Origin of the sequence: Ectobacillus antri, from assembly GCF_003852715.1 — a bacterium.
Lineage (GTDB): Bacteria > Bacillota > Bacilli > Bacillales > Bacillaceae_G > Ectobacillus > Ectobacillus antri.
The window spans coordinates 147,819-173,810 of the sequence record NZ_RIAV01000001.1; the positions used below are offsets into that span (position 1 = coordinate 147,819).

31 protein-coding genes and 1 riboswitch are annotated in these 25,992 nt (G+C 40.1%); of the genes, 25 read left to right on the plus strand and 6 right to left on the minus strand.

Annotation, left to right across the window (positions count from 1 at the left end):
* Positions 1-165 precede the first annotated feature (165 nt).
* Positions 166-684, plus strand: coding sequence for a DinB family protein (locus tag EEJ45_RS00705; protein ID WP_124562861.1), 519 nt, complete (start codon positions 166-168; stop codon positions 682-684).
* A 50-nt stretch (positions 685-734) separates the two neighbouring features.
* Here the strand turns inward: EEJ45_RS00705 and EEJ45_RS00710 are convergent, their stop codons facing one another.
* Complete coding sequence (locus EEJ45_RS00710; protein WP_124562862.1) at positions 735-3,770, minus strand: efflux RND transporter permease subunit; 3,036 nt, start codon at positions 3,768-3,770, stop codon at positions 735-737.
* Positions 3,771-3,956: 186 nt separating this feature from the next.
* On the opposite strand from EEJ45_RS00710, the gene EEJ45_RS18565 reads away from it, so the two are divergent.
* From EEJ45_RS18565 to queF, 5 genes are all read left to right on the plus strand, one after another.
* Positions 3,957-4,070 carry a DUF6254 family protein gene (locus tag EEJ45_RS18565; protein ID WP_222928020.1) on the plus strand — a complete coding sequence of 38 codons (114 nt, stop codon included), beginning with the start codon at positions 3,957-3,959 and terminating at the stop codon, positions 4,068-4,070.
* A 173-nt stretch (positions 4,071-4,243) separates the two neighbouring features.
* A riboswitch (PreQ1 riboswitch) is annotated at positions 4,244-4,287 on the plus strand.
* 260 nt (positions 4,288-4,547) lie between these two features.
* Entirely contained in the window at positions 4,548-5,204 is a 657-nt protein-coding gene (gene queC / locus EEJ45_RS00715; protein WP_124562863.1) for a 7-cyano-7-deazaguanine synthase QueC, read from the plus strand.
* Positions 5,201-5,683, plus strand: a complete 483-nt coding sequence (gene queD / locus EEJ45_RS00720; RefSeq protein WP_124562864.1) for a 6-carboxytetrahydropterin synthase QueD — start codon at positions 5,201-5,203, stop codon at positions 5,681-5,683. Before queC ends, queD begins: the two co-directional genes overlap by 4 nt.
* Complete coding sequence (gene queE, locus EEJ45_RS00725) at positions 5,676-6,392, plus strand: 7-carboxy-7-deazaguanine synthase QueE (protein ID WP_124562865.1); 717 nt, start codon at positions 5,676-5,678, stop codon at positions 6,390-6,392. The genes queD and queE overlap by 8 nt, the downstream gene beginning before the upstream one ends.
* Before the next feature lie 17 nt (positions 6,393-6,409).
* Complete coding sequence (gene queF / locus EEJ45_RS00730; RefSeq protein ID WP_124562866.1) at positions 6,410-6,907, plus strand: preQ(1) synthase; 498 nt, start codon at positions 6,410-6,412, stop codon at positions 6,905-6,907.
* A gap of 102 nt (positions 6,908-7,009) precedes the next feature.
* On the opposite strand, the gene EEJ45_RS00735 is transcribed toward queF, so the two are convergent.
* Together EEJ45_RS00735 and EEJ45_RS00740 are read right to left on the minus strand one after the other, a co-directional pair.
* The gene (locus EEJ45_RS00735) at positions 7,010-7,192 is read right to left on the minus strand and encodes a YkvS family protein (RefSeq protein WP_124562867.1); all 183 of its coding nucleotides are present in this window, start codon (positions 7,190-7,192) and stop codon (positions 7,010-7,012) included.
* Between the two features lie 781 nt (positions 7,193-7,973).
* The gene (locus EEJ45_RS00740; RefSeq protein WP_124562868.1) at positions 7,974-8,537 is read right to left on the minus strand and encodes a GNAT family N-acetyltransferase; all 564 of its coding nucleotides are present in this window, start codon (positions 8,535-8,537) and stop codon (positions 7,974-7,976) included.
* Between the two features lie 89 nt (positions 8,538-8,626).
* Between EEJ45_RS00740 and EEJ45_RS00745 the strand changes: the two genes are divergently transcribed.
* The 6 genes from EEJ45_RS00745 (at position 8,627) to nrdF (ending at position 14,280) form a co-directional block, all read left to right on the plus strand.
* A complete protein-coding gene (locus tag EEJ45_RS00745; RefSeq protein WP_124562869.1) occupies positions 8,627-8,821 on the plus strand; it encodes a hypothetical protein in 195 nt (64 codons plus the stop codon).
* 14 nt (positions 8,822-8,835) lie between these two features.
* Complete coding sequence (locus tag EEJ45_RS00750; protein WP_124562870.1) at positions 8,836-9,183, plus strand: hypothetical protein; 348 nt, start codon at positions 8,836-8,838, stop codon at positions 9,181-9,183.
* Between the two features lie 97 nt (positions 9,184-9,280).
* Positions 9,281-10,123 carry an SPFH domain-containing protein gene (locus EEJ45_RS00755; RefSeq protein WP_124562871.1) on the plus strand — a complete coding sequence of 281 codons (843 nt, stop codon included), beginning with the start codon at positions 9,281-9,283 and terminating at the stop codon, positions 10,121-10,123.
* Positions 10,124-10,863: 740 nt separating this feature from the next.
* The gene (gene nrdI, locus EEJ45_RS00760; RefSeq protein ID WP_124562872.1) at positions 10,864-11,223 is read left to right on the plus strand and encodes a class Ib ribonucleoside-diphosphate reductase assembly flavoprotein NrdI; all 360 of its coding nucleotides are present in this window, start codon (positions 10,864-10,866) and stop codon (positions 11,221-11,223) included.
* Positions 11,210-13,294, plus strand: a complete 2,085-nt coding sequence (gene nrdE, locus EEJ45_RS00765; protein ID WP_124562873.1) for a class 1b ribonucleoside-diphosphate reductase subunit alpha — start codon at positions 11,210-11,212, stop codon at positions 13,292-13,294. The genes nrdI and nrdE overlap by 14 nt, the downstream gene beginning before the upstream one ends.
* Positions 13,295-13,311: 17 nt before the next feature.
* Positions 13,312-14,280 carry a class 1b ribonucleoside-diphosphate reductase subunit beta gene (gene nrdF / locus EEJ45_RS00770; protein WP_124562874.1) on the plus strand — a complete coding sequence of 323 codons (969 nt, stop codon included), beginning with the start codon at positions 13,312-13,314 and terminating at the stop codon, positions 14,278-14,280.
* Positions 14,281-14,302: 22 nt separating this feature from the next.
* On the opposite strand, the gene EEJ45_RS00775 is transcribed toward nrdF, so the two are convergent.
* Positions 14,303-15,076, minus strand: a complete 774-nt coding sequence (locus EEJ45_RS00775) for a class I SAM-dependent methyltransferase (protein WP_124562875.1) — start codon at positions 15,074-15,076, stop codon at positions 14,303-14,305.
* 161 nt (positions 15,077-15,237) lie between these two features.
* On the opposite strand from EEJ45_RS00775, the gene EEJ45_RS00780 reads away from it, so the two are divergent.
* The 11 genes from EEJ45_RS00780 (at position 15,238) to EEJ45_RS00825 (ending at position 23,642) form a co-directional block, all read left to right on the plus strand.
* Complete coding sequence (locus tag EEJ45_RS00780) at positions 15,238-16,203, plus strand: quinone oxidoreductase family protein (RefSeq protein WP_124562876.1); 966 nt, start codon at positions 15,238-15,240, stop codon at positions 16,201-16,203.
* 114 nt (positions 16,204-16,317) lie between these two features.
* Complete coding sequence (locus EEJ45_RS00785; protein ID WP_124562877.1) at positions 16,318-17,034, plus strand: IclR family transcriptional regulator; 717 nt, start codon at positions 16,318-16,320, stop codon at positions 17,032-17,034.
* A gap of 84 nt (positions 17,035-17,118) precedes the next feature.
* Positions 17,119-18,723, plus strand: a complete 1,605-nt coding sequence (locus tag EEJ45_RS00790) for a M20/M25/M40 family metallo-hydrolase (RefSeq protein WP_124562878.1) — start codon at positions 17,119-17,121, stop codon at positions 18,721-18,723.
* A 330-nt stretch (positions 18,724-19,053) separates the two neighbouring features.
* The gene (locus tag EEJ45_RS00795) at positions 19,054-19,422 is read left to right on the plus strand and encodes a GntR family transcriptional regulator (RefSeq protein ID WP_124562879.1); all 369 of its coding nucleotides are present in this window, start codon (positions 19,054-19,056) and stop codon (positions 19,420-19,422) included.
* Complete coding sequence (locus tag EEJ45_RS00800; RefSeq protein ID WP_124562880.1) at positions 19,419-20,114, plus strand: ATP-binding cassette domain-containing protein; 696 nt, start codon at positions 19,419-19,421, stop codon at positions 20,112-20,114. Before EEJ45_RS00795 ends, EEJ45_RS00800 begins: the two co-directional genes overlap by 4 nt.
* Complete coding sequence (locus EEJ45_RS00805) at positions 20,108-20,881, plus strand: hypothetical protein (RefSeq protein WP_124562881.1); 774 nt, start codon at positions 20,108-20,110, stop codon at positions 20,879-20,881. The genes EEJ45_RS00800 and EEJ45_RS00805 overlap by 7 nt, the downstream gene beginning before the upstream one ends.
* 11 nt (positions 20,882-20,892) lie before the next feature.
* Positions 20,893-21,792, plus strand: coding sequence for an ABC transporter ATP-binding protein (locus tag EEJ45_RS00810; RefSeq protein ID WP_124562882.1), 900 nt, complete (start codon positions 20,893-20,895; stop codon positions 21,790-21,792).
* The gene (locus EEJ45_RS00815) at positions 21,789-22,550 is read left to right on the plus strand and encodes an ABC transporter permease (RefSeq protein ID WP_124562883.1); all 762 of its coding nucleotides are present in this window, start codon (positions 21,789-21,791) and stop codon (positions 22,548-22,550) included. Before EEJ45_RS00810 ends, EEJ45_RS00815 begins: the two co-directional genes overlap by 4 nt.
* A gap of 87 nt (positions 22,551-22,637) precedes the next feature.
* A complete protein-coding gene (locus tag EEJ45_RS18240; protein ID WP_164464151.1) occupies positions 22,638-22,964 on the plus strand; it encodes a hypothetical protein in 327 nt (108 codons plus the stop codon).
* Positions 22,928-23,131, plus strand: a complete 204-nt coding sequence (locus EEJ45_RS18985; RefSeq protein ID WP_380018053.1) for a CPBP family intramembrane glutamic endopeptidase — start codon at positions 22,928-22,930, stop codon at positions 23,129-23,131. The genes EEJ45_RS18240 and EEJ45_RS18985 overlap by 37 nt, the downstream gene beginning before the upstream one ends.
* 58 nt (positions 23,132-23,189) lie before the next feature.
* Positions 23,190-23,642, plus strand: a complete 453-nt coding sequence (locus EEJ45_RS00825; RefSeq protein ID WP_124562885.1) for a GNAT family N-acetyltransferase — start codon at positions 23,190-23,192, stop codon at positions 23,640-23,642.
* A gap of 39 nt (positions 23,643-23,681) precedes the next feature.
* Here EEJ45_RS00825 and EEJ45_RS00830 read toward each other — a convergent pair whose 3' ends face one another.
* A complete protein-coding gene (locus tag EEJ45_RS00830; RefSeq protein WP_124562886.1) occupies positions 23,682-23,867 on the minus strand; it encodes a DUF3913 family protein in 186 nt (61 codons plus the stop codon).
* Between the two features lie 146 nt (positions 23,868-24,013).
* On the opposite strand from EEJ45_RS00830, the gene EEJ45_RS00835 reads away from it, so the two are divergent.
* Positions 24,014-24,202, plus strand: coding sequence for a hypothetical protein (locus tag EEJ45_RS00835; protein ID WP_124562887.1), 189 nt, complete (start codon positions 24,014-24,016; stop codon positions 24,200-24,202).
* A 96-nt stretch (positions 24,203-24,298) separates the two neighbouring features.
* Entirely contained in the window at positions 24,299-24,712 is a 414-nt protein-coding gene (locus tag EEJ45_RS00840) for an SseB family protein (RefSeq protein WP_124562888.1), read from the plus strand.
* A 261-nt stretch (positions 24,713-24,973) separates the two neighbouring features.
* Here the strand turns inward: EEJ45_RS00840 and EEJ45_RS00845 are convergent, their stop codons facing one another.
* Entirely contained in the window at positions 24,974-25,891 is a 918-nt protein-coding gene (locus tag EEJ45_RS00845; protein WP_124562889.1) for a S66 peptidase family protein, read from the minus strand.
* Positions 25,892-25,992: the final 101 nt, after the last annotated feature.

Below are 25,992 nucleotides of genomic sequence, written 5' to 3' on the forward strand. Positions count from 1 at the left end.
TATATATGTACAGATAGGGCGCTTCCTAGGAGGCGCCTTCTTATTTCAAAGACTGTGTTAAAGTATGATGTCAATCATTAGCATTTGTGGATTGGAAAAGTGAAACCTTGTAGCAAAAATCAACAAGGAGCTTTAATAGGGCTATTTCAAAAAGGGGGAGAAAGTATGACGCAAACAAGTATTCAAACCATTTTGGAAACGTTAACAAACACAAGAGATAAAGTTGTGAAAGAAGTAGCGAGTCTTCACGATACACAGTTGAACGCTAAGCCGAAGCGAGAGAAGTGGAGCATTGCGCAAAATTTACATCATTTGCATTTAGTAGAGCAGGCCGTTACGTCTGCTATCACGTATGCTCTTCATAAAACAGAGCGCGTACAAGTTACGTTAAAACCCGTGCAGGCTACGTTAAACCGTGCTTACAAGCGCGAGGCACCTGAGCAAATGAAGCCAACAGATACTATCATGAAGCAAGATGAAATACAAGACTTACTACAAACGTCTCGCCGTGAGCTGTTGCATGTGATTCATAGCGTAACCGATGAACGAGATTTGTTTGAGAAAGCAGCAAAGCATCCTGTGTTTGGTGAAATCAATGTGCAGCAATGGCTGGAGTTTTTAGACTATCATGAAAAAAGGCACTTGGCGCAGATACAAGAAGCCAAGAGGGCCTTGCATTCATAATAGAAATAAAATGAGAAAGAAGACCTTGTGCTTGTGCACAAGGTCTTTTCTTATCGCTCTTGTTTTGCTTGTTTACGGAAGAACAATTCGTACATAACTGGAATAATAATTAGCGTTAGCAATGTAGATGAAGTTAAACCACCAATTACTGTAATAGCTAAGCCTTTTGAGATCAATGTTCCTGAAGAAGTTGTTAAGGCTAACGGAATTAAGGCAGTAATTGTTGCGAACGCCGTCATTAGGATTGGACGCAAACGCGTTTTACCTGCTTCAATCAAGGACTCGCGAATTGGCATGCCCTTCTTGTCGCGGTTTTGGCCAATACGGTCTACCAGTACAATTGCATTTGTCGTAACGATACCAATCAACATTAAGAAGCCAATCATTACACTAACTGATAATGGTTCTTTTGCTAAGAATAACGATACAAGAGAACCAATTGGTACGAAAATAAGTGATGAAAGGATGATGAACGGAATGCGCGCTTTGCCGAATGTAATCAACATTGTCAAGTACACAAGACCAATTGCAATCAACATTGCAAGTCCAAGATCTTGGAACGTTTTAACAGTTTCATCGCTACCGCCGCCGCCTTCAAGTGATACATCCTTAGGCAACTTCAAATCTTTTACACCGTTTACTACATCTTGTGTAACCTTTTGTGTATTGTCGCCTTGAATTTGTGCACTTACACGTGCGTACACCTTACCATCAAGCTTTTGAATAGCTGTAAAGGATTCTACTTCCTTGACGTTAGCTACTTCTGTCAGAGCAACAGGACCGCGTTGTCCAAACAGTGTCACTTTTTCTAAATCAGCAAGAGAGCTCAATTCTTTGTCATAAGACAATTGTACGTTTTGATCTTTACCGTCAAGTTTTAACGTACCAACACTTACCGGTGTTGTTTGATCGGAAATCGTGCCGAGAATTTGGAAGCCAGATAAACCGTATTCAGAAGCTTTTTCCGGCTTGATTTCCACCAAGTATTGTTTTTGTTTTTCCGTGAAGTTGTTTGACACATATTTTAAATCTTTGTTTTTCTTCATATATGCTTCAACTTTACCCGCGGCTTCTTGCAGAGCCTCTAAGTCATTGGAGTACAAATCAATATCCACATTGTTGTTGGAAGGCGGACCGCCGCTGGATAATTCTTGTACGCCAAGCTTTGTACCTGTAGCTTCCGCATCAGTAATACGTTGCATGTCTTTTTCTAGTTCCTTAATGAAGCTTGTAACATCCGTGCCTTCTTTTAGGTTAATAAAGTAGTTTGCTTTATTTTCACGTTTTAAACCGGTTGTGAAATCACGGCTTCCGACACCAGTTGTCACTTCTTTAATTTCTTTTTTATCTGCAAACATTTTTTCAAGCTTTAATGATACATCGTTGGTTTTATCAAGAGATGTAGAAGCAGGAAGTTCAATCGCTGCTACCAATGTTTTTTGCTGCTCGTTCGGAATAAACGTAAAGCCAAGAGAAGGAACGACAGCAAATGATCCAAATAACAAGACAAACGAACTGATAATCACAATCGCTTTATGGTTTAGAGACCAAGCAATAGCACGTGCATAGAAGCGTTGTAAGCCCGTTTCTTCTTCTTCTTTTGGCACCTTCTTAAAGGAGAAGCGTGCCAAAATTGGTACGACTGTAACTGCAACCAGCAAGGAAGCCAATAGGGAAAAGACAATCGTTAACGCAAATGGTAAGAAGAACTCACCTGTGATACCACCTACAAAGCCGAGCGGCAAGAATACAACAACCGTTGTAATTGTAGACGATGTAATCGCCATTAAAATTTCGCGTGTAGAATCTTCAACGAGTTCATCCGACATACCATCTTTTGAACGACGTACGCGCCGGAAGATATTTTCAATAACAACGATACTATCGTCAACAACACGACCAACCGCAACAGCCATACCGCCAAGAGTCATAATATTTAACGAAATATCAAGACGATTTAGGAAAATAGCCGCAAATAACAAAGATAGCGGAATGGAAATAATCGCGATAATCGTTGCACGAATATTACGAAGGAATAACAGTACAGCTAAAGAAGCAAAGAGAGCACCTAATAATCCTTCTTTTACAAGCGTTTCAACTGAACTTTTAATGCCTTCCGCAGAATCAAAACCGATGGCATAGTCAACCTGATCATCGTACTTATTCAATACTTCTGTTACTTTGTCAGCAACTTCAACTGTATTGGCATCTTGCTTTTTAGTAACAGCCATAGACAAGGAGTCTTTTTGGTTGTATCGTGTTTTTTCTGCTTGCTCGGTTACTGCTTCAATCTTCGCAATATCTTTTAGTAATGGCAGTGTAGGAGCAGTGCCTGGTGCACCTTGTTTTGCAAGTGGAGATGTTAACTGGAGATTTTCTAGCTTCTCCACTTCACCTAGCTTTTCTTCCACACGAACCGGTACTTGCAGCTCGTTCACGTTAATACGCCCTGCCGGGAAGGATAAAAACTTAGCATTGATTTGTTCTTTTACGGCGTTTAGAGACAACCCGTATTGCAGTGCTTTTTCCTTGTCGACGGTGATGCGAATTAAATCTTCTTTTGTACCGCCGACAGATACGCTATTAATACCTTGAATTTTGTTTAGTTCTGGAATAATTGATTCGTCCAACAATCGTTCAACATCTGTATCGCCTTTCGCAAATAAAGAAATGTTGTAAATTGGGAAGGAACCGAATGAGAAGCGATTTACCTTTGTTTGTACATTATCAGGCAGCTTCGCATCTTTGATAAACGTATTTAGCTGCTGTTCAATTTTATCCATGTCAGCATTAAACGGAAACTCTAAGTTGATAATACCGATGGATTCGTAGGAAGAAGAGCTTACTTTTTTGACTCCTTCAATCCCTTTAAATTTATCTTCTAGCTTTGTTGTGACTTGTTCGTTCACATCATCGGGAGAAGCCCCCGGATACACTACTTCAACGGAAACCTGAGGAAATTCAATGTTTGGTAACAAATCAACCTTCAGGTTCGAGAAGGAATAGGCACCCCCGAGAATGAGAAGGAACGAAATGATGAATACAGCAACGGCATTCTTCAAACTGAATCTTGTTAAAAAATTCATAGTGACATTCCTTTCTGGTATAATAGAATTAACTTCTTTATTGTAGCTGATTCTTCTGCATTGTGCATCTATTTTGTATCAGTTTTTTGTAACTTTTGTATATGTTTTGTGAATGTAATGTGAACAGTATATTTTTTTCCCTTCCGTGTTATCCTAAAAGAGACTACATAATAAGGGGCTGTGCATATGTCTGATAAAAAGCGTGAAATAGAAAGACAATGGAAAGCGCGTAAAGAAAATCAACAACCACATGGTAAAGTGAAATCATTAGTCGAGCTTGCCGGCGAGGAAAAGAAGTAAACGTGATGATGTTCATCACGTTTTTTTGTAGTACGTTGGACTATATGGGAGATGGTTGTAAAAAATGATTGTTAAATTTCTGAAAAATAAGAATACGTTTTTTCTAATGTGCGATCTTTCTAAATATGGTAGAATAAATAGCGCTACAACAGAAGAAAATCCATGCGTAAAGCATGGGAGAGGTTCGCGAACTCCCTCTATAAAAAACTAAGGTAAACAACATCCTTAGGTGTTGTTTTCTGTTTTTTAAGACAAGAAAAGTATAAGAACCTTATGCTCTGCGTCTGAACGAGCCGGTTCCGCTTTTTGGTGGTGTCCAGCTCCACCAGCTAGACGCTACTGCTTAAGAACCTCGGTCCTCACAAGGCAAAAAGCGCCTTGCGGGTCCGAGAACCTTATGCTTTGCGTCTGAACGAGCCGGTTCCGCTTTTCTTGAGTTCAAGGTCTCTTTCTTCTATAAGAAAAGGAGAAATGAGTATGAAGAAAAAAGCAGTTGTTGTGTTTAGTGGGGGACAGGATAGTACAACGTGTTTATTTTGGGCACTGCAGCAATTTGATGAAGTTGAGGCGGTTACATTCAATTATAACCAACGTCACAGTCTAGAAATTGAGTGTGCAGCTGCGATCACAAAGGAGCTCGGTGTCAAACATACGGTGCTCGATATGAGTCTGCTTAATCAGTTGGCCCCAAATGCGTTAACGCGCAACGACATTGAAATTACACAAGAAGAGGGCGCGTTGCCATCAACATTTGTAGATGGAAGAAATTTATTGTTTCTTTCCTTTGCGGCTGTTATGGCTAAACAAATGGATGCCAAACATATCGTAACCGGTGTATGTGAAACAGATTTTAGTGGGTATCCAGATTGCCGTGACGTATTTATTAAGTCTTTGAATGTAACGTTGAATTTAGCAATGGATTATCCATTTGTTATTCATACACCGCTGATGTGGATAGATAAGGCGGAGACATGGAAGCTTGCAGATGACCTTGGTGCCTTGGAATTTGTGAAAGAAAAAACGTTAACATGCTATAACGGTATTATGGGGGATGGATGCGGAGCATGTCCGGCATGTCACCTGCGTAAATCGGGCTATGATATATATATGAAGCGAAAGGGTGTGAATGTATGAGTAGCCTTTTCGGATTTCGCATTGTAGAAAACCTGCAAAAAATAGATCAAGATATTAATCGCAAGCAATTGCGCTATCATAATAAACGTGTGCTGGTCAGCAAGGAGTTTACCTTTGACGCGGCGCACCATTTACATTGCTATGAAGGGAAATGTAAGAATTTGCACGGCCATACGTACAAAGTTGTATTTGGCATCAGTGGTTTTGTTGATGAAATTGGTCTTGCAATCGATTTTGGTGATATCAAAGAAATTTGGAAAGAAGAAATTGAGATTTATTTAGATCATCGTTATTTAAATGAAACGTTGCCGCCGATGAATACGACAGCTGAAAATATGGTTGTATGGATTTTTGAGCAGATGGAATTGGCGCTCAAGAAGCGTCCACAATACAAGGGGGCTCGGACAGAATTTGTGCGCCTGTATGAAACGCCGACAAGTTATGCCGAGATGAGACGGGAGTGGATGGAACTTGAGTAGTATTCCTGTTTTGGAAATCTTTGGCCCAACTATCCAAGGGGAAGGTATGGTGATTGGACAAAAAACCATGTTTGTACGCACTGCCGGTTGCGATTATCGCTGCGCTTGGTGTGATTCGGCTTTCACATGGGACGGTTCGGCTAAAGAGCAAATTCGGCAAATGAGTGCAGAAGAAATTTGGCAAGAGTTAAAAGAGCTTGGTGGGGATAATTTTTCGCACGTCACATTGTCAGGTGGGAATCCTGCATTGCTGAAGTCACTTGGCGTTTTGGTTTCTTTACTTCAACAGAACGGTATACGGACGGCAATTGAAACGCAGGGCAGCAGATGGCAGGATTGGTTGCTTGCGGTCGATGAAGTAACTTTTTCGCCAAAGCCGCCAAGCTCAGGTATGACGACTGATTTCTTAGCGCTCGATTATATTCTTGAAAAAATGAAGCATAAAGATATTAGCTTAAAAGTGGTTGTATTTGATGAACAAGATTTTGCGTATGCCAAACAAGTGCATGAACGCTACCCAGACGTTCCATTTTTCTTGCAAGTAGGCAATGAGGATGTACACACTACAGATGATGATGTCCTTTTGTCACGACTACTGTCTCGTTATGAGTGGTTGATTGAACGAGCTGTACAATGTAAAGAAATGAACGATGCGAAGGTATTGCCACAGCTACATGCCCTTGTATGGGGCAATAAGCGCGGTGTATAAGAGAGGAGAATGAACAAATGGCAGGACGTAAAGATGAAGAATTACAAGATGTAACATTACTAGGCAATCAACATACAAAATATTTATTTGAGTATGACCCGGCAATTTTAGAAACTTTCGATAACAATCATCCAAATCGCGACTACTTTGTAAAATTTAACTGTCCAGAGTTTACAAGCTTGTGCCCAAAAACAGGACAACCAGATTTCGCAACCATTTATATTAGTTATATTCCAGATATTAAAATGGTAGAAAGCAAATCATTGAAACTATATTTATTTAGTTTCCGTAATCACGGCGACTTCCATGAAGATTGCATGAACATCATCATGAACGATCTGATTAAGCTGATGAATCCACGTTACATCGAAGTATGGGGGAAATTCACACCGCGCGGCGGCATTTCTATCGATCCTTACTGCAACTACGGTCGTCCGGGTACGAAATATGAAAAGATGGCGGAGTACCGTATGATGAATCATGATCTCTATCCAGAGACGGTGGATAATCGATAAGTTGAGATAGAAGTGGCCAAAAAAGTCGGCAAACTGACCGGATTGTTTCAAAAAGTGACAGAAAAAGGGTATCTCCCAGTGCGAGATACCCTTTTTGAGGTATTATGCTTCTTGTACAATTCGATAGTTTTTGTGATTTACAACTGTTAGTGGTTCTAAATCAAGGTCTTTATAATTTTCCATGATAGTAATATCAACAATGACGGAGTTTTTATTGACCTTTTGAACGCGGCCCTGCAATCCGTTTTTAAATTCAATTACTTCTCCGGCTTCCGCAATTTTCATAAGCATTCTCCTCATAAGTAAATAGTTTAGTAGGTAAATCAATCATGTGAAATACAATGCTAGCATTGGATGTAGATTATCTTATGACTACATAAAAATGGTGTGTCATATCAATGCGTTGTATTTATATACTTTCTCCTATTTTGAACTAAAATGTTACGTTTGTAAATGTTTTCATGACAAATTTTTGAAAAGAAACAAAAATTCGCTAGCAAGCAAATGGCAGGGTTTTATTTATACGTTATAGAAAATAAGTATATAAATACATAATGAAGAAATTGACATTCTTTTAAACGGTAGAAAAGACCTGAGAATAGGTGTAGTAACGATTAGTACCTAAAAAAGCTTCGTAAAAGCATACAGTATATAGTCAGAAATTTTCGTGCTTTTGCTCTTGTAAAGTAATTATATAAGTTTACATAGTTTTTTCGACATAGAAACAGCAAGAAAATCACAGCTTCAGAACGCCTCGCTACGTTTGGATGTTCTTACTTGACACGCGTATCTCTTAGGTCCTGACCACTACCTTACATTGCCGGTCTTATTTCCCACTCCAAAAAGAATCTCTGTTTTTCTAGCTGTACTTATCATAGGTATGAAAAATTTGCTATAGATTAGGATGCTATTTTAAGAGGGGAGACAAAAAGATGGAGATAGCTATTATTATAGTGATTCTAGTTGTACTATTTGTCAGTCTTATGAAAAGCAGACCGAAAAAGACACAAGATAAAACAGATGATATAAATCATGGACAGTAGGGGACAGTTTCTGTGACTGTCCCTTATATTATAAAGGTTTTAGATAAGTGTGCAAAGGATTCTCCGACTAAAGTAATTGTATAATCCTGTGTATAGCCTCGATATCTATATAAAGATAAGGCTCGTGTATTGGATAAGTCAGCTAAAATGGCGATTTTATGATAGCCGAGCATCAGGCACTGTTCTTCCGCTTTGCACATAAGTGTACTACCAATGCCTCTGCCGCTATAATCCGGATGAACAGAGAGTGTATCAATATAATATTCGTCATCACCGGCTTCCTTTTCCAAAATAATAGATGCATCTCCATGTAATTTACGGAGGTATGTAACAATTGGTTCATCAAGGCGACTTGCTTCGCTACCGTGATATAAAACAATAACACCCACAGGATGACCATCTTGCTCAGCTATCAGACAGTTTTCATAGCTAAGACGGTTTCCGGGCTGACTGAACCAATAACGAAGCCCGGTAAGAACTTCTTCATACGTGTTACCTCCGGTTAGTTTTTCGGCAATTTCATGAAGGGCGTTGTATAGTAATACAGCTACTTCTGCTTGATCAGTTATAGTAGCATTTCGAATCATAACAATTTCACTCCGTTCGTAAGATAATAACACAATACTTGTGTCTGTGTGTAAAGCAAGGTAAAATGAAGTATTGCAGAGGTGAAAATATGGATAACAATTTCGTAAATGAGATTTTAGATAAATTAAAAAGCGGGGAGTTACATGAGTATACAGTTACGAAAGAGACATTTTATCAGTTTCGAGAGGTACTTGTAAAGCGCCCTGATTTTAAGCATTTTCGTGGCATTGCCGGGCGCGGGGGACAGGTAGTATACACCTATATGGAAGTTGCCCGCTCATAAAGGAGAGTGAAACGGTGAAGGAGTTTGAACAAAAGAGCTTGTTTGGCTGGGATTATATGTGGCGTAATAAAGAAGGAAAAAAAGTGGTAGGCGCTCTTTTATTTCCAAGCCAACGTAAAAAAGAAGGGCGTTACCTTTGGGAGATTAAAAAGCGTATTATTAATGCCTATAAAAGTCAAGATTATGTATCTATGACAATCTTATATCATGACTCATTTTTAGATTTAGATGCTCGCGTGTGGACCATAGAGGAAAAGAGCGGCAAAATTATCGTAAAGGACGCGGCGGGAGAGTTTTATCATATTCGTATGAGTGATGTGCTGCATATTGACAAGCAGCACGATGAACGTACAAATGAGTAAGAAGCAGCGATTATGCTGCTTTTTTTGTTGGAAAATAACGGGTATAGAAATATAATGAAGATGAGGGAAATTTTATGAAAGAGAAGGGGGAGACGCTATGAAAGAACAAACAGTTTGGAAGATAAATGGCTTTATAGGATTGTTGCTTTTGGTTGTTATTGTAGTATTCGCTTTGTATTACAGTGTTGTACAGTATAATCCGCTGTATGCAATTGGAGCAGGTATATTAGCACTTCTTGTGGCAAGCGGGATGACTATTGTTCAACCAAATGAATCCGTTGCGGTTATTTTCTTTGGGAAATACCTGGGTACCATCCGCGAAGAGGGGTTCTTTATCACTATCCCATCAATACGTAAAAAAGTATCACTTCGTGTTCGAAATTTCAATAGTGATATGTTAAAGGTTAATGATGTAGACGGCAATCCAATTGAAATCGCTGCAGTTGTAGTGTTTAAGGTAACTGACACGGCAAAAGCACTATTTGATGTAGAAAACTACCATGAATTTGTGCGGATACAGAGTGAAACTGCGTTGCGCCATGTAGCAACAAAATATCCATATGATACGAGCGATGATAAAGCGTGGTCGTTACGCGGGAATGCGGAGGAAATCGCCAATGAAATCGCTCAAGAATTGCAGGAACGGTTGAGTGTTTCTGGTGTGCAGGTTCTAGAAGCACGTTTAACGCATCTTGCATACGCGCCTGAGATTGCTGGTGCGATGCTGCAGCGACAACAGGCCAATGCGGTACTTGCTGCACGTCAAAAGATTGTAGAAGGCGCTGTAGGAATGGTAGAAGCAGCACTGCGGCAACTCGAAGACAAACAGGTAGTTCAGCTTGATGATGAGATGAAGGCCCAAATGGTGAGTAATCTCATGATTGCAATTGTGTCTGAAAAGGGTACACAGCCTGTTATGAACGCAGGAAAAGTAAAGTAAGAGAAAGTGATGCCAGGACATCTTCTTTTCTCAGAGGGTAGCGAGACGTTTGCAATATATAGCAAATACAAAATTTTGTTTTTATGAAATACTTTTCGTTTTTTTGTAACAAATGAAAATGATATGTTTTAGTTGTGCTGAGTTTGTAACAGTGTTTTGCTATCATATCTACAGTGTGGGCAACTCTGTTGAATGTTTTGTAACAATTTCAAGACAAGAACGCGCAGCAGGTGCCAAGAGAAAGTTTACAAACATATAAATCCTTTGTAAAATGCCAGTATAGTTCAGTAATGAGAAAGGAGAGCAGTAGGGTTTTATTTCCGCACTTTCTTGTTGTTGCCGAACCTATAAATACTCATACGCGAAAAGCTCCGTTGTACCCCGGGGCTTTTCGCGTATTTTTATTTGTGAAATGGGGAAAGTGAGATAAAAAATTTTTGCCAACTTTTGCTGATATGTCGTGGTTTATGGCGAATCAATCGAAAGTCAGGCATGTGAATTCATGCAAAGTCGTTGACAAGATTTTTAAAATGGTCATTATTGACATGGCTCTTAGAATGTAGTTTGATATGTTTTGTACGTCATAAAGGGAACAAAATGCTCCTGTCGAAAAACCAAATCTTTTGTTCAAAATAAATTTATGCATATATATTGTGTGTTATCGAAAAACATAATACAATATATTGAGAGTAACTTTATTAGAGAGAATATTTTTAATTTTCGAAAAAGGAGACTTCGATATGCGAATTGTGTATGATTCTATGACAGGAAATGTAAAACGATTTATTCATAAACTTGGTATGCCCGCCATGCAGATTCGCGACGATCTAGTAATGGACGAAGAATTTATTCTTGTGACATATACAACAGGGTTTGGAAATGTACCTGAGCGTGTAGACCGATTTTTGGAGCAAAACCACTGCAATTTAAAAGGGGTGTCCGCAAGCGGTAATCGCAACTGGGGCAATAGCTTTGGCGCAAGTGCCGACAAGATTGCAAGCAAATATGGAGTGCCGGTCATATCTAAATTTGAGTTAGCTGGTACAAGCAAAGATATACAAATTTTTAAAGAAAGGGTGCTGGAGATTGCGACACATTGAGTTAAACAATGAGATTACTAGGATGGAAGACGGCTTTTATCAACTCGATAAGGATCAAGAAGCGCTACAGGAGTTTATGAAAGAAGCAGAAGAAAAGACAGTGCAGTTTTATAGTGTGCGTGAACGCATATCCTACATGATTGAGCACGATTATTATTACAATGTATTGGACGAGTATTCACTAGAACAAATTGAAGCCGTCTATGCGATTACATACGATGCAAATTTCCAATTTCAATCTTATATGGCAGCATCCAAGTTTTACAAAGACTATGCGCTTAAAACAAATGATTTGAAACAATATCTGGAAAGTTATCCGGACCGCGTTGCTATCGTATCTCTCTATTTGGGTAGAGGCGATGCTGAAAAAGCGCAGCAATTTGCGCGCATGATCATCAGGCAAAACTATCAGCCGGCCACACCGACGTTTTTAAATGCAGGAAGAAGCAGACGCGGAGAGATGGTAAGCTGTTTTTTATTGGAAATGGATGACAGTTTAAATTCCATTGGCTTTAACATCAACACGGCGATGCAGCTTTCCAAAATTGGTGGGGGAGTTGCGCTCAACCTTTCAAAATTGCGTGCGCGCGGTGAGCAAATTAAAGGAATTGACAACGCGGCAAGCGGTGTAATGCCGGTTATGAAGCTTCTAGAGGATTCATTTTCCTATGCGAACCAGCTCGGACAGAGAAAAGGCGCTGGGGCTGTGTATTTAAATATCTTCCATTGGGATATTATGGAGTTTGTTGATTCGAAAAAAATAAATGCTGACGAGAAGATCCGCATTCAATCGCTCTCGATTGGAATTATTGTGCCAAGCAAATTTTTAGAACTCGCTGAAAAGGATCAGCCCCTATATGTGTTTGCACCGTATACGGTGTTTAAAGAGTACGGTAAGCACTTAGATGATATTGATATAGACAGCATGTATGATGAGCTTGTGGCTAATCCGAACGTCAAAAAGCGTAAGCTGGATCTCAGTGCGCGTGATATGCTAATTAAGATTGCGATGATTCAATTAGAATCGGGTTATCCATATCTAATGTTCAAGTCGAATGCAAACGAGCAGCATCCACTGAAGGATATTGGTGATGTGAAAATGTCTAATTTGTGTACTGAGATCTTTCAATTACAAGAAACGTCAGAGATCAATGATTATGGTGAAGGTGATGTCATTCGTCGCGATATTAACTGTAACCTTGGTTCTTTAAATATTGTGAACGTAATGGATAACAAAGAAATCAAAGAAGCAGTTTACGCTGGTATGGAAGCTTTAACAGCTGTTTCGGACATGACGGTCATACCAAATGCGCCGACTGTCAAAAAAGCGAACGAGGAGCTGCATTCTGTAGGTTTAGGTGCGATGAACCTCAACGGTTACTTAGCGAAAAACAAAATTGCATACGAGAGCGAAGAAGCGAAGGATTTCGTTCGCACGTTCTTCATGATGCTGAACTACTATTCAATAGAAAAAAGCATGCTGATGGCAAAAGAACGCGAAGAAACCTTTAAAGACTTTGAGAAGTCCGAGTATGCGAAGGGCACCTACTTTGAAAGGTATGAAACAACAGACTACAGACCGCATACCGAAAAGGTGCAGAAGCTCTTTGAAGGAATTTATGTACCGACACCAGAGGATTGGAGCATGCTGAAGGAAAAGGTGCAAAAGTATGGCTTGTATAATGCATATAGGCTTGCAATTGCACCAACACAATCCATCAGCTATATTCAAAACGCGACATCAAGTGTTATGCCGATTGTAAATCAAATTGAATCTAGAACATATGCGAATGCGACGACGTATTACCCGATGCCGTTTCTTTCAAAAGAGACGTTCTGGTACTATAAGTCTGCCTACGACATGAATCAGTTCAAGTTGATTGACTTAATTGCAGAGATTCAGCCGCATATTGATCAAGGCATTAGCACGATTTTGTATGTGAACAGCGACATTTCCACACGCGAATTGGCACGCTACTATATTTATGCCCATAAAAAAGGGTTGAAGAGCTTGTATTACACGCGGACGCGCAAGTTGACAGTGGAAGAATGCGTAGCATGTGTAGTTTAAGGAGAGGGTGAACGGAAATGCGTGCGGTTAACTGGAATAAAAAAGAAGATGATTATAGCTTAATGTTTTGGAAGCAAAATATCGCCCAGCTTTGGACAGAGGATGAAATTCCAGTCTCCTCTGACAAAAATGTTTGGGTAGGGCTTTCTAAAGCGGAGCAAACAGCTTACAAGCGCGTACTAGGCGGCTTGACGCTGCTTGATACGAAGCAGGGCGGTGAAGGTATGCCGCTAATTTTGCTGCATGTCGACAATCTGCAGGCGAAAAGCGTGCTTGCCTTTATGGGAGCAATGGAAGAAGTGCATGCGAAGTCATATAGCCATATCTTCACAACGCTTGCCACAGAGGAAGAAATCGATAACATCTTTAAATGGGTAGATGAGCACCCGCTGCTGCAGCGAAAAGCAGAGTTAATCACAAACTATTATCATCGCCTGTTTAAGCCAAAAGTATCAAACAGAGAATTGTACATGGCGATGACAGCCAGCGTGTTCCTTGAAAGCTACCTGTTTTACAGCGGTTTCTTTTATCCGCTCTATTTGGCGGGACAAGGAAAAATGACAGCGAGTGGTGAAATTATCAATCTCATAATTCGTGATGAGAGCATTCACGGTGTATTCGTTGGCTTGCTTGCACAAGACATCTTCGCCAAAATGTCCGAACAGGAGCAACGAGAAGTGAAGGCGGAAACGCTAGAGTTGCTTTTAGCACTTTATGAAAACGAAAAGGCGTATACAGAAGAGATTTATGCTGAGATTGGCTTGGTGGAGGAAGTCAACCGCTTTGTCCGTTACAACGCGAACAAAGGCTTGATGAACCTTGGTTTGGAACCGTACTTTGAGGAAGAAGATATCAATCCGATCGTGATGAACGGATTGCGCACAGATACGAAAAACCATGATTTCTTTTCTGTAAAAGGAAATGGTTATGTGAAAGCGACGAATGTTGAAAAACTAACCGACGACGATTTTGTGTTTAATTTTTAATCATTCTATAAAAACACCGCACTCAGCGGTGTTTTTTACATGTAATAAGAACGGATTGACCTTGGAAACTAATTATGCGTTCATCTTGTACGGTGATATGGAAGTGTTGTTTTGCTGATAAAGAAGCGGACAGCATATAACGTTCTAGCGATTGCTTTACATTCGCAGGTAAACCCATTCGTGCAAACCAGCTTTCAAATGGAAAGGTTTTTGCAAACGTAAGCAGTTGCTCAACTGTGAACCCTGCTTTTTCAAGTTCATTTATCCACTGCGTTTTCTTTAACGCTCGATTATGACTAGGATCGCGTGTTTTTTCTACCGTATTATAAAATGTGTCTAGCGCATCATCTTCTGGTGCTACATTATCAATTAGTAAAAATGTACCACCTTTTTTTAACACACGATAACTCTCTGCAATAAAAACAGAAACGTCCGGAAAGTGGTGCGGTGCAATGCGGCACGTGACAATGTCAAAGCATTCATCCGCAAATGGTAGTTGCTCTGCGTCTCCCTGGATAAACTCTATGTTATAATAACCGTTTCCTTCAATAAACTCTTTTGCCTTTTGTAGCATGTTTTCTGTTAAATCCAGTGCCACCACCTTTTCAACTAAGGGGGCAAAGCCATTCGCCACATGCCCACCACCCGTTGCAATATCTAACACGACATCTGTTTTTTTGGCACCAGAGAGCATTAATAGTGTTTGTAAATCTTGTCCCTTAGCATGAATTTCACTTGTTACATAATGTGCGGCGTTCTTGCCGAATTGCTCCTGTACCTGTTTTTTAATGTTCATTTTTACCATCTCCTCTATCTTTATCCTACAACAAGCGTATACAGTTGCCTATTTGTTATTTCTTTTTGCAGTCATAAGCAAAGGTTATCAGTTGCATCTTGTAGGTCTTTTCCTTTTTAATATATATGCACCATAAAATTTATGATAATTGAGGGATATATATGAAAGCACTTGTTTTTGAAACGTTTGGAGGACCTGAGGTATTACAATACCAAGATCTTGCTGACCCTGTGATTGGCTCTGATGAAGTATTAGTAGAAATGCGCGCCATTGGTTTGAATTTTGCTGATGTGTATCGCCGTAAAGGCAATTACCATCTGGAGGGTAAGCCACCTTACATTCTTGGCTATGAAGGAGCGGGGGTTGTTATAAAAGTCGGAGAGGAAGTAACTGATGTAGCAGTTGGTGACCGTATTGGCTTCGCTGACGTACCGTATGCTAATGCTGAGTTGGTTGCGGTACCTAAGGATAAGGTGATTCCGTTACCAGAAGAGATTTCATTTGAAACGGCAGCTGCTGTATTACTTCAAGGCTTAACGGCACATTATTTAACTAGAGACAGCTACCGAGTGCAAAGCGGAGATGTTGTACTTGTTCACGCGGCAGCAGGCGGTGTCGGGCAGTTGCTTGTGCAAATCGTCAAATTGCTCGGTGGTACGGTAATCGGGTTAACTTCATCGAGGGAAAAAGCGGCCGCAGCGAAAAAAGTAGGTGCAGATCATGTGTTGTTATATAGCGAGGATTGGAAGCAACGGGTTCTTGACATAACAAAAGGACGCGGTGTGGATGTTGTATATGAATCAGTTGGTTCTACATTAGAAGACAGCTTTGCGGCTACTCGCATTGGTGGTACCGTTGTATTTTATGGCATGGCAGGAGGCGATCCGAAGCCGGTGGATCCGCGCATGCTGATGGATACGTCAAAAACGTTAACAGGCGGAGACTTATGGAATGTACTTACATCGCACAAAGAGCGTGTACTTCGTTCATCAGAGCTTTTCAAATGGATTCATAAGGGGCTCGTTGTAGTAGCACAACCAACTACTTTTACCTTAGCAGAGGGTCAAAAGGCGCATGCGTACCTAGAAAGCCGTGAAAGTACAGGGAAAATTTTATTGGTTCCATAAGAGTAAAAAGATAGCGGATTATCCGGCTATCTTTTTATGTTTAATTGACTGAAAAATCAAAAAACAATATAATGAAAATGGAATCTTATTCTGCTATATGGAAAGAGGTGTCTTATGGTTCAATCGATTAATCGAGCAATGCAGATTGTGGCAACTTTACATAGCAACCCTCAAAAAAAAGAATGGCCGCTATCGGAGTTGGCGGAACAACTTGCTTTGCCAGCCAGTACGATACACCGTTTGTTACAATCGCTTTTAAAACATGGATTGGTAGCACAGAACTCTGTTACAAAGCATTATTCAATTGGATATAAATGGATGGAAATTGGACTGCAAGCACTTGATGCCATTGATTTTCGCAATGTAGCACGTCCTGTTTTGGAAAGTCTTGCCGCAGAGGCGGAAGAGAATGTATATGTGAATATTGTCAGCGGTTCGGACGGCATGATTATTGAAAAAATTGAAAGCCCACTTAAAATCCGCGTCGCAGAAGACCTTGGACTACGTATGCCTCTTTGGGTCGGTGCCCCGAACAAAGTGCTGTTAGCGCATATGCCTGTACAAGAGCAAAAGAATATTCTAGGGGAGCAACGGACACTAATAGAACAACTTCGCGTCATCAGAGAACAAGGGTACGCAATTAGTGTAAGTGAAAAAACAGAGAACACGGCATCTGTCGCGGCGCCCGTTTTTGATTTCACTCACAGAGCAATCGTGGCCATTAGCGTCGGGGTGCCAGGCTTTCGATTTACACCAGAACGTAAGCCAGTGCTAATTGAGCTTGTAAAAAATGCGGCAAAGCGTATTTCCATGTTACTTGGGAATGCATAGCGTATAGGATAGCGCATTATAGTTTTCACACTTTATGTTCATGATTTGGAAATAAATTTCATAATACGGAAAAGGGGATGTGAAATGCAGAAGGTTGAGACAAGGTGGCAAACAAAAGAGGGATTGTTACAGTTAATCAAAGAGCTTGTTCATATTCAAAGTATTACAGGTTCAAAAGAAGAAATATCTTTAGCACTGTACATTCAGCAACAGCTACAATTACTTACTTATTTTCAAAATAATCCTGAACATGTAAAACTTCACCCAACAGGAGACGGCCGCTTTTCTGTGGCCGCACTTGTCAAAAAAGAAGGGGCAACCAATACTGTGGTACTCGTTAGCCATTTTGATGTTGTTAATGTAGATGATTATGGAAAGTGGAAGGATTTAGCGTTTCGTCCTGATGAGCTGACTGCACAGTTTTATGAAAATGCGCATGTACTTCCTGCAGATGCACGCGCCGATGTAGAAAGCGGAGAGTGGTTGTTTGGCCGCGGCATAATGGATATGAAATGTGGTGTGGCATCGCAATTGGCATTGGTAGAACGAGCGGCAAACGGTTTATTTGACGGCAATATTTTATTGCTGGCGGTATGTGATGAAGAAGTGAATTCAAAAGGCATGATAAGCACTGTGCCGCTTTTGCTGGAATGGGAGGAAAAGTACAATCTACACTATGTAGCTTGCTTAAATTGTGAGCCGATGTTTGCTCGTTATCCGGGAGACAGTACAAAGTATATATACACCGGTTCTTTAGGAAAGATACTGCCTGGCTTTTTTTGTTACGGAAAAGAAGCGCATGCCGGTGAACCGCTCGCTGGCTTAAATGCCAATATGATGACATCTTATATTACATGTGAATTAGAGCTGAATACAGATTTTTGTGAAGAAGTGGAGGGAGAAATCACACCGCCACCAACGAGCTTGCTGCAAAGAGACTTAAAAAAAGAATACTCGGTACAAACACCTCATAAAGGTGTTTCTCTCTATAACGTGTTTCTCATGGAAAAGTCAATTATGCAGATTACTGATGAATTACGAGCTGCAGCTGAGCGTGCAGCTCGGGCAATAGAAGGGGCGTATCGGAAGCAGGCGCAGCAGTTTGCAACGCTGCAGTGCTCTGTTCCACAAGAGATGTCAGTACGTGTTATCAGCTTTGCGGAACTATTGTCGTATGCAAACCAAATGTATGGAAGAGAACGCATTGCCGCTCTGACTGCACAGGGGCAGGATGAGCGAGAACTTGCTATTTCGTATGTTGACGAAATGGTCACGTTATGCAGCGAATTGGCACCATGTATCGTATTGTTTTATGTGCCACCTTTTTATCCGGCTGTAAGCTCGCGGCATCATGAAGGTATTCGTACTGTTACAAAGTGTGTACTTACGCAAGCATGGGAACAGTATGGTATTGCCATTCAAGAGCAAAAGTACTTCGGTGGTTTATCCGATCTCAGTTATACAGGGTTGTCACAGCCGTTAGATAAGTTATCAGAAAATATGCCGCTGTGGGGAACGATATACGAGTTGCCTCTCCAAGAATTGCAAAGCCTGCATCTACCCGTTCTCAACATTGGACCCGTCGGCAAAGATGCACACAAGTGGACGGAGCGCCTTGATGTAGCTTATGCAACAGGACCTTTACAAGAGCTGCTACGCGATGCAGTCGAACAACTATTAAACCCGTAAAAACGGGTTTTTCTTTTTTTATTCCAGTTTGTTGTTGATTTCCGTTATAAGGCCTTTTATGACCTCGCTTTTTCTGCGGGAGGCTACAACTACCAGCTAGCAACATAAAACTTTCATACAGCTATCTTTACGGCGAATAGGTGGAATTTAACATGTTAAATGCCGAATCCATATGAATTCGTTGTGAACGGTTAAAAACAAGATTACATAAAAAGGACTATATTGGGGTTACAGGAAAGATGGAGTGAAAAATAGTGAATATATATTTACATCTTTTGTATATTGGTGTACTATTTAACTAACACACCAAAACAGTAGGAGGTGGTTAGGATGAAATTTGACGCTAATATCCCCATCTATATACAAATTATGGATTACATAAAAAAAGAAATTGTGACCGGACGTTTGCGCGAGGGAGATAAGGTGCCGTCTGTACGAGAGCTAGCTAGTGAATTGCAAATCAATCCAAACACAGTGCAGCGAACGTTTCAGGAATTGGAACGAGAAGGTGTCTTAGAAACACGCCGAGGTATGGGAAGGTATGTAACAAAAGAGAGGGAGAAAATCATGGAACTAAAAAAAGACATGTCCAAGGATCTTTTAACTCATTTTATAGCAGGAATGCGGGCACTCGGATTTTCAGAAGAAGAGATAAAAATGCTAGTAGAAATATCGCTGAGTAAGGAGGAGAAAGCATGAGTCTTATACAGATCTCCGAGGTGACAAAGTCCTACGGAAAGAAAAAAGCGCTTCATGATGTAAGTATAACGGTAGAGTCCGGAAAAATTATTGGTTTAATAGGCAATAATGGTAGCGGCAAAACAACACTTTTAAAGTTGTTAGCGGGACTGTTACAGCCGAGCAGTGGTAGTGTTACAATAGATGGCACAAAGGCTGGCGTACATACAAAGCAAATGGTTTCATTTATGCCAGACACAGTGTTTCTAGAACAATGGATGTATGTGAAAGATGCAGTGGCCTTTTATCATACCTTTTACGAAGACTTTGATGCTGTAAAAGCAGCCACGATGTTGTCCGAAATGAAAATTGCACAGGAAGTAAGGATTTCGTCACTTTCAAAAGGAGCCTTAGAAAAAGTACAGCTTATTCTCACACTGTGTCGGCGTGCAAAATTATACGTACTGGACGAACCGCTTGGAGGGGTAGACTCAGTTGCACGCGAGCAAATTCTACAAATATTGCTAGCTTTCTATCATGAAGAACGGACCATGATCGTTTCTACGCACCTCATTCAAGAGATTGAAATGTTATTTGATGAAGTGATTGCTCTGCAGGACGGCAAAGTGCTTCTTCATATGAATGCTGAGGAGCTTCGGTTGCGTCACGCAAAGGCTGTACATGAGTGGTTTAAGGAGGTATTTTCATGTTAAAGCTACTACGCTATACGTTTCAAAGCAATGCACGGTTTTTAAAAGTATTGGTTGCGGTTTTTATAATCATGCAAGTGTTAATTATCTTAAACATGACTGTATTTCACCAAATTGGATCAAACCAAATAGAACGAGAGACTCTTAGCTTTATTTTTACCTTCTTGCTATTTGTAGGTACGCTGATAACCTTATTGTGTCATACATTTAGTGTGTTTCGTAACATCATTAAAAGTTCTTTGATTCGTCTATTACCTATTCATAGCTGGAAATATAGCCTAGCTTCTTTATGTTATTGGGTTATTGTAGCGGCTTTTATTCAAATCCTGGCATTTATCGGTGTGCAGCTGATTAGCTTATTAGCTACGGAAACAGAGTATACAGAGATTTTAAGACAAATACGCGTTATCGACTATATGTGGATAATTTCAGCAGGTTATCAAATGAGCTTAAACATCTTAATACAACTCTTTTTTTCATTTGTGCTCGCTTATTCTTTACCCATTATGTCTAAGAACAAGGGAATACTCAGTACGATTCTGTTTTTTGTGTGTAATGCTTTAGTGACTGTTATAACTTCGAAGATATCTGAGTTATTTCCTAACGGGTATATTCTGCAAGCAGGACGTATTCCTTATGAAGGTGGAGAAGTTCAAATTGGATTATTTTCAGAGGGCATTCATATATACGGCAGCTTTGTGAATATAATCAGCTTGCTTGGGTTATTTATTGCAACAGCCTGGTTAATTGAAAAACGAGTGGAGATATAGGAGGGACTATAGTGGAAAAAACAGTTGTATCATTGCGTCATGTACACAAAACAATTAAAAAGCATGCAATTATTAAAGATTTGTCTTTTGAGGTACGAGAAGGGGAAGTATACGGTTTTCTTGGTCCGAACGGTAGCGGTAAAACAACAACAATTCGCATGATGACAGGTCTTATTTCTATGACGTCCGGCGACATTGAGATTTGCGGTCATAGCATCCGCACAGAACGAGAAAAAGCGCTTGAGCATATTGGGGCAATTGTTGAAAATCCGGAGCTGTATGAGTATATGACTGGTATGCAAAACCTAAAACATTTTGCAAATATGGCAGCAACAACCATTGAACCTGTACGTATACAAGAGATTATTAAGCTTGTGGAGCTACAAGATGCGATTCATAAAAAGGTAAAGACGTATTCTCTTGGTATGAAGCAGCGTTTAGGAATTGCGCAAGCGCTATTGCACAGACCGAAAGTGCTTATTCTAGATGAACCTACAAATGGTCTTGACCCGGCTGGTATTCGCCAACTCCGCGATTATTTGCAATATTTAGCGAAGGAAGAAGGCATTGCAGTGCTTGTATCAAGCCACCTGCTGAGTGAAATTGAGCTGATGTGCGATCGTGTGGTCATTATTCAGAATGGGCAGTTCGTTCGAGAGTACGCTTTAAAGGAGCAACAAGACGAGATATTGACAGTGATGATTGAAGTCGATCGACCAGACGATGCCCTGCACTTTGTAGAAGGGAAAATAGAGAAGAACATGATTGTTGTTCGTAGCAGTCGTGAACATATCCCTCATCTTGTGAAAAAGCTCGTCATGCAGGATATTTTAATATATGGTGTCACGGTGAAAAATAAATCGCTCGAGGAAGAGTTCTTACTTTTAACAGAAGGGAGTACTATGCAATGAGTCTATTGAGAAATGAGCTATTGAAGCTACATGCGAAAAAAGGCACATACTTATTTTTACTTTTACTAATTGGATTTACGGGGTTGTCACTAATTGCGGCTAAGAAATGGTTGCCTGCTCAAATGGAAATTAATACTCCCCTTGCATTTGCCGATATGAACTTAGAGGGGCTGCTTTCTATCGTTGTATTATATGGTGTTGTTATCGGTGGCAAAATGATAGCAGAGGAATTTCAAAAAGGAACCATTAAACAGCTGTTGATTCGTCCAAAAAAGCGCATTTCCATATTGTTATCTAAATACATGATCGCTATATTAGCAGTGATCATAGTTACAGCATTTGCGGGCTTTTTATCTTTGCTTGTCGGTTTGCTTACCTTCTCAGGCGGAACAGGCGATGTGGGTACGTATGTACAAGGAATGGTATATCAATTACCACGCTTAATCTTCTATACGACTCTCACTTTTACAATCGGGGTTCTTGTGCGAAACGCGGTTTTACCTATCGTTATTACCTTGTTTATTTTATTCTCAGAAGGACCAATTTTATTGCTACTTAGTAGCTATAATTGGGCCAAACTGGTCATTTTCTTTCACTTATATCCTGGTATGTACGACAGCAATCCTATGCTGAATAAAGGGATGAAGCCGATTTTTCCGGATTTCACAATGTCAACATCGTTGTTGGTGGTCGGTGTTTATTTACTGATATGTATTGGTTTGGCTAGTGCTGTATTTCAAAAGAAAGATGTTTTATAAAATCTCTGTATCTGCAGAGATTTTTTTCATTTTATCGCAGATAAAATGAGATAGATCTTGTAAAATATAAGTATACAAAACTCGGAGGTGTTAGCGATTACAACATTTGCGAAGATACGACTGCGAAGCTTTTTCCTCTGGATGCTGCTACTTGGTGTAGCAATTGTAATTCCTATTTTTGCCCTTGCAGATTACGGGATTATTAGTGAAGAGCTATTAAATATTTTAATTGAAACGTGTTTGTTTTTTATCTTTCCATTGGTTTGGTTACGTGTGAAAATGACACAGCATAACATTGCGTTCAGTAGCTTGTTGCGTCAACCCGCTACATGGAACTGGCGCTTGATTGTAACATCGCCCCTGATTTTATCACGGATATGCTTAACGAACCTACCATTGATCAAACAAGTGTAGCAACAACAATTTTTAGCTTAATTTCAGCATGTGTATTCGCTCCGATTATGGAGGAATTGATTTTTCGTGGCTTTTTCTTGCATCGTATGACGCATAAGTGGGGGCTTAAAAGAGCAGTTATTGTGTCTTTCAACTCAATTTGCAAGAGCATGATCATGTTAAATTAGACATACAAGACAACAAAGTGATTATTACGAAGGTGGAGTAATGAGGAAGGGGTACATTATGAGGACGGTTGCAATGACAGAGGAGTATGCGGTACAAATCGCGAATTGGGATTATGAATATCCATATGAGTTTTATAATATGGAGGGTAGTGAAGAGGCTGTCCAAGAACTGCTTGCCGGCTCCTATCAAGCAGTAGTAGCTGGAGAAGATGTGATAGGCTACTTTTGCACAGGCAAAGCGGCTCAAGTACCCGCGGGGCAATTGGCGGGAATTTATGATGAGCCTGGTATTGATATTGGTGTGGGGATGAGACCAGATTTGACGGGACAAAAGCGCGGTCGACCGTTTTTTTCCTTTGTACTGGACCATATTGACCAAGGTGGTTTAGATTTGCGTTTGACGGTTGCGGCTTTTAATCGTAGAGCTATTCACTTATATGAGGTCTTCGATTTTCGAATTGTGAATTCTTTCTTACGTGGTAATACAGAGTTTTATGTGATGAAACGATAGATCTGACAAAAAGAGCCGAAATGTGAACGGCTCCTTTTTCTATGCGGTGATGATTACTTCAACTTTAAAATTACCGCCCTTTTTCACATATTTGATGTCTGCGACAGTGCGTGTTGTATTCACAATTTCTACTTTTTCACCAATGCGAGGAATAACAGGTACATTCTCCCAAATCCCTAATAAATCTATATTTTGATTATCTTTTTCATAAAACCATAGTTTCATATTTGATCTCCTTTCGGTAGTTACGATTACATTTTTATTCATAATATATCATATTTATACTTTTGTGAAGGGGTTTTAAAAAAATATCGCATCTTGTATACAAAATGTATTATGATACAAGAAGGATTTGCAGAAAGGAGTTTATAATGGAAGCGTGTGAAGAGTTTGAACAATTACAGGAACGGATACAAATGTGGGAAATGATTTTAGATGAACGACTTGCCGGTTGTCATGTTTGGCAAGCGATTAAACGGATTGTAAGAACAGTTATGATCATCATTCCTGCCTTATTTCTGCAACTGATTTTACATTTAGGCTATGCTAAATACTATTGATAACTAGCATTTGTTGATGGATTTAAAATTTTTATAGAAAAAAGTAAGAATATTTTGTATAATAATAAAAACATCAAGAGAAACGAGGGAACGTACATGACAGAATTTCCGGCAATTACAAAAGTAGAAACGCTATTGGTGATGGCTAAAGAGAATGAAAAACGAAGAAAAGAGTTTTATGAAGCCTTGCTTGAATCGCATTTATATACATTCGGCACACTGGAGGCAGAAGAGGGAGCAGCAACTGGTCAGGTAACGCTCCGTTATTTCCAGGGAGACGGCAGATGGGTGCTACCTATCTTTACACGATTGGATTATATGCGAGAGGCCATGCCGGAAGATGTGTTAAAAGACGCTTCTGCCATCATGATTCGCGGAAAAGAGTTATTTGATATTGTTGATACAAAAGCGGCAGTTGTATTGAACGTTGGTTCTGAAGTGGACAAGTCATTTACAGAAGATGAAATCGAGGACATTAAAACAGGTAAAATTTTTACGTACTATAAATAAGAAGGGAGATCCCTTCTTTTTTTGTGACGTGCTGTCGCCAATTCTATTTCTTGCAATATAGTAGTAGTAAATGCACGAAAGGAACTGGTGAAAGTGGCAAAAAACAAAAATTCCAAGAAAAAAGCTACGCCGCAAGCAAAGCCTGTTCAGGCGCAAAAAGCTGCGAGCAAAAACAATAAAAATAAAAAGAAAAAATAGAGAAGCTGTCTTACATTGTATAGTCATACAAGAAGGTGTCCAGTAGTTTAGGACACCTTTTGTTTAATTTGCTATAACACCTGGTTCAATCGTAAGTGTTCCACTTTGTCCATCCATAGTTGCATAGCTTCCGAGCGGAATACCAATATTAGGGGTGCAATGACCAATTGAGAAACCGTTTAAAATGGGGATACCATACGGCACAATATGTGTGTAAACAATTTCTTCAATAGATAAAGATGTATTACCACCTGCCTCGCAATCATGAAAATCCGTTAAGAGAATGCCTGCGCATTCATTAAATTTGCCTGCAAGGCGCAATTGATTTAGCATACGATCTATACGATAAGGAGCTTCACCAATATCCTCCAGCAGCAAGATTTTTCCGCGCGTGTCGATTTCATATGGTGTACCAAGTGTGGAAAGGAGTACGGTTAAATTGCCGCCAACGATAGGCGCACGCACAGTATGAAAAAAGGGCGGATAATCAGGTCTGGAAGCTGTGAGCGAAATAGCAGTGGGAGAAAACAATTGGCCTAAAGAAGAAAATGTCTCGTGTGCTACATCTTCGGCGCCGCATTCTTCCATCATTGGCCCGTGAAACGTAACGAGCTCTGCAAATTGATTACATATAATATGTAAGAAGGTAATGTCGCTGTAACCCCAAAAAATTTTCGGTTGCCTTTTAAGAGGTTCAAGGTCTAGGTAAGGAAGCAAACGTGCGCTACCGTAGCCGCCGCGCGAACAAAAAATCGCCTTTATATTAGGATTTGTGATGGCGTCTTGCAAATCTGCAAGACGCAGTGCATCTTCTCCTGCTAAAAAACCATTTTGACGAAACATATTATTACCGAGTTTGACATGTACCCCCATCTCTTCTAGTCGCAGTTTCATTCGCATTACTCGTTCCTTATTCACCGGTCCCGCCGGTGCGACAATCATTACCGTATCACCGCTTTGTAACATATGTGGTTTGTTCATTCCCCTAACTCCTCTGCTGCAATATAAGTTTCATCTCATTTTATTCAAGATATAAAAGGTTTTTTCCTGTATGCATAGAATTGTTTCTAAAAGGTACTTAT